Here is a 3984-nt window from a genome sequence, read left to right as displayed (position 1 = left end):
ACACCAAGCCATTACAAATATAACAAAACATTCCATTCAGCAGCGGATTTTCCGTAGGAAAATCCGGAAGTAGCCATTGAAGCAAACCGCTGTTATAAGCCGTTTTTATTTCTGTTTTCTCCATTCTTCTAAAGTCAATATTTTATTGTTTATTGTGTCTAAAAACTTTATTTCAAAAGTTTCTTGATAAATGTAATAATTGAATGTTTTATTTTTTTCTGTTTTTACTCTAACCCAATAATAATTTTTATCATTTTCTTGTGGAGATTCTACAATTCTTGTTTCAGCCCAATTTTTATTTTCTGGAAGTTTTTCCATTAAATTAAATATTTTTGTTCTGTTTTTATCATCAGAATCCGCAATATCATAACTTGGGTTTCCTGTTGGAAAATATATCTCATTTAAAAGTTTTGGATTATCTTTTTGAAGCTCTTCCAATCTATTTACTGCAAGTTTGTAATAAGCATAATGTTTGATTGATTTATCATTTTTTATTTCACTGTAAATTTTAAATGCTTCGTTTTTATTTCCAATACTTTCATTATAATTTGCTAAAGCATAATCATATATGTAATAACCTTTCCCAATACTGTCGACAAACGATTTTGCTTTGTCAAGTTGCTTTAACTTTAAGTAATTTGCTGCATATGCACAAGCCCTGTCACCCGAAACAAAGTCATAATCATCATCAAAATCTAATTCTTTTATTGATTTTTTGTACTCACTTTTTTTATAATAAAGTTCAGCTTTTAGATAATGTAACTGGTCTTCAATTGTACCTTTTATTTGCGATTTGTATTTGTCTTTTTCGTTTTTATTTTCCAATAGTAAGCTATCAGCTTTTGATATGGTTAAATCAGGATTATTTTCGGATTCTATATATAAGCTTAATAATTGTTTTTGAAATTTAGTATATTCTTCATCTACTTTATCCATTTCTTTATGCAATTCCATATGACTTTCATCTTCTGTTGATGTTGAAATTATATTTTTACAAGAAAATATTGTCAAAGAAATTAATACGATAAAAATTGATTTCATATGTTGTTTTTATTTCGTTCGGGATAAATGGCTTATAACGTTCTGCGGCTTAAAAATGTGGCGAAAATGCAACACCAAGCCTTCACAAATATAACCAAAACTTTAAATTAAACAACTGCGCCATTTCAGAAAATTCCCAAAACCAGCCATATTTTTAAACCGCTGTTAAATGCAGTTTTATATTTTCGGAACTTGATAAACAAGCAACCTTTATGCGCAAAGTTCGTTTTCGGCTTTCCATTGTCACGCAAACTTGGTTTTTCGCGCAAAGATTGGTTTCACGCAACGTATTTTCAACACAAAGTTTTTCGACAAAGTTCGGTTCAGATTTCACTTATCACGCAAAAGTTTTCGGCAAGTTTTTTTTAAAATTATCAAACGGAAAAATAAGAGCGAAGCCTTCTGCGTAAGTTCGGAAAATATATTGCATTTAACGTTTTGCAGCTTGGCGAAGTGGCGGTTTTTGAAGCACTTACTTTCAATTTAGCACTAAACTTTATTTGAAAACCAAATGTTCAATTTAGCACTGAACCCGCCATTTTGCCAAACTGCTGTTAGGCGATGGCTTTTATTCTTCAGTTTGGTTTATAATCCAATTTGTCCAACCTATAATTGTTGATGCTCTTCTGAAATATGTCGTGTCAGAACCAACATTATACAGTTTGGAACGTTTCATAATTTCAACGATTACTTCTTTATTCGGCATTTCTCCGTCTTCAAGATAAAGTTTTAGTACATCTTTAAACGCTTTATGTGATATGATCAATTTTATGAATTCTTTTTGTCTGTCAATTAAAGATACGCTCATTGTCTTATTTCCCAATTTACTCAAAACAAAACAAGTTTGTTTTGTTGTTGGGTCTTGAACTTTGTCAACTAATCCTAAATATCTTGCGGCATTTGTGTAATAATCGTGTTGTCTTGGGTCAATAGCACCAAAGTCAAAGTCTTGAAGATATTGCTCCTTTGTCATAACCTGATTTTGCTTAATTAGCTCACACAAATTGATTACTCTTTCAAAACTGTCTGCTTGAGGAAAAGGAATTTCAGGTTCTTTTATAAGTTTAGTTGTGTCAATAATTTGTGATAAAGCTTCAAGATTAAAGCTTCCTTCTTGAATGGCATATTTCTTTTGCTTAATGAGAATAAGAGAATTGTAATGTTCAATATTTGAAAACGCATACTCTCTTAAATGAAATACACCGTTTGAATAAGTTAAAAATATTGGACGAACTTGTTTTTGAATTTTACCACTCCAAAGTTTATATGGGTAATAAAGTTGACGAACTAAAAAATCTGATGATATATAATTTTTAGCTTCTATAAGATTTAGCGAATTGTCACCTTCATAACCTCCGTCAATTTCTACTTGTGAGTTTCCAACATTTATGTTAAAAAGTCCTTTTGGCGAATTGATGCCAAAAGAAAAAGAAGACGAACTCATTCTTCCACTTACTGTTGGGAATAGATTTTCCTCATTTGTGAAATCGTGTAAAATTTTGGAAACAAAAGCACAGTTTATTGCAGTTGCTTCACTTGTTATCTCTCGATAATCAAGACTTTCTAAAAATGTAGGAAACTCAATTGGTGTAACTTCAATATCATTTGAGTTAAATTTGCAAAAGGTTTCAAATTCACCAATTACATATCCACCTCTTGAAGTTGGTAAAATTGAGAGTTTGTTTTCTGCGAAAAGTTTAGGAAGTTGAGATTTATGATCAAATTTTGTCATTAACCTTGCTTCACGAAATTCATTGATTTTTGTTGCTGTAATTTCAATATGACCATCTTTCAAAATCCTATCAAGGATTTTGTGCTTTTCAAATATCTTTTCCCAAGCAATGTCGTTTTTAGAATTACTCATAGTTTCTTATTAATACTTCATCAACTTCACCTCGGTCTGCACCATTTGAGTTAATTGCTCTATTTGCTTTTACAATAATTATTTTATAATCTTTATATAAGTCTTTTATAAAATCAGCGGATGAATTTGAAAGTAAAAATTTCACTCCTTTTTTATGTAATTCATCACAAGCTGTTTTTAGGTCAATTTGGTCATACATATTCCAACCGCCTTGTACATAGCCTGTAAAGTTTGAACTTTCAGAAATAGGATGGTATGGCGGATCTAAATACACAAAACATTTTTTGTCTGTTTGTTTTAGAATTTCAGAATAATCACCACTATTAATTTCTATGTTATTATTGTTTAGAAATTTATTAACAGCTTTAAGTGTTGGTTCATTTACAATATTTGGATTTTTGTACCTTCCAAAAGGTGAGTTAAATTCGCCTGCGTTATTTACTCGGTATAGTCCGTTAAAACAAGTTTTATTTAAGAAAATAACTCTTGATGCTCTTTGAACAGCAGAAAGTTTTTTAAACTCTCCATTTCTGTCTAAACTTCTTATTGAGTAAAAATATTCGGCTTCGTTTTTATGTTTTTTAAGGTCAATAATTAGTTCGTCAAGATTGTCTTTAATAACTTGATATACATTGATTAATTCTTCGTTATAGTCATTAATAACTGCATTTTTAGGTTGCAAATTAAAAAATACAGCTCCGCCACCAATAAAAGGCTCAATATATTTATAATCTTTAATGTTTTCGGGCAAATGATCAACAATTGAAGGCATAAGTTGTCTTTTACCTCCAACCCATTTTAGAAATGGTGCTACTAATTTGTTGTTTTTTGCCATTTTACGCTTTTCCTATTACTAAATATTTTAGTTCGCAAGTTAGTAATTTTTTGGCTATTTTGTCCAAATTTTGTGTCAAGTTTGTTTTATGCGGAATGTTGGTCAAAGCTATCGCCTAACGTTCTGCGGCTTGCTCTCAGTGGCGTTGAACCAACACCAAGCCATTACAAATATAACAAAACATTCCATTCAGCAGCGGATTTTCCGTAGGAAAATCCGGAAGTAGCCATTGAAGCAAACCGCT

At 30.7% G+C, this 3984-nt stretch carries 3 protein-coding genes; all 3 read right to left on the bottom strand.

Going from position 1 to position 3984, the window contains the following annotated elements; translation table 11 throughout:
* Window positions 1-105 precede the first annotated feature (105 nt).
* The 3 genes from B0I03_RS12985 to B0I03_RS12970 all read right to left on the bottom strand — a co-directional run bounded on the left by B0I03_RS12985 (window position 106) and on the right by B0I03_RS12970 (window position 3740).
* The gene (locus tag B0I03_RS12985) at window positions 106-1041 is read right to left on the bottom strand and encodes a hypothetical protein (RefSeq protein ID WP_111567860.1); all 936 of its coding nucleotides are present in this window, start codon (window positions 1039-1041) and stop codon (window positions 106-108) included.
* A 568-nt stretch (window positions 1042-1609) separates the two neighbouring features.
* Complete coding sequence (locus B0I03_RS12975; protein WP_111567858.1) at window positions 1610-2905, bottom strand: type II restriction enzyme; 1296 nt, start codon at window positions 2903-2905, stop codon at window positions 1610-1612.
* On the bottom strand, window positions 2898-3740 hold the full coding sequence (locus B0I03_RS12970; protein WP_111567857.1) for a DNA adenine methylase: 843 nt from the start codon (window positions 3738-3740) through the stop codon (window positions 2898-2900). Before B0I03_RS12970 ends, B0I03_RS12975 begins: the two co-directional genes overlap by 8 nt.
* Window positions 3741-3984: the final 244 nt, after the last annotated feature.

The sequence above is a fragment of the Flavobacterium aquaticum genome (genome assembly GCF_003259835.1).
Lineage (GTDB): Bacteria > Bacteroidota > Bacteroidia > Flavobacteriales > Flavobacteriaceae > Flavobacterium > Flavobacterium aquaticum.
Note: the sequence above shows the minus strand (reverse complement) of the source record. Positions and strands in the feature narration are given on the sequence as shown.

Coding starts and splice junctions, on each gene's coding strand:
- B0I03_RS12985 (WP_111567860.1), bottom strand. CDS start 1,041: ATGAAATCAATTTTTATCGTATTAATTTCTTTGACAATATTTTCTTGT.
- B0I03_RS12975 (WP_111567858.1), bottom strand. CDS start 2,905: ATGAGTAATTCTAAAAACGACATTGCTTGGGAAAAGATATTTGAAAAG.
- B0I03_RS12970 (WP_111567857.1), bottom strand. CDS start 3,740: ATGGCAAAAAACAACAAATTAGTAGCACCATTTCTAAAATGGGTTGGA.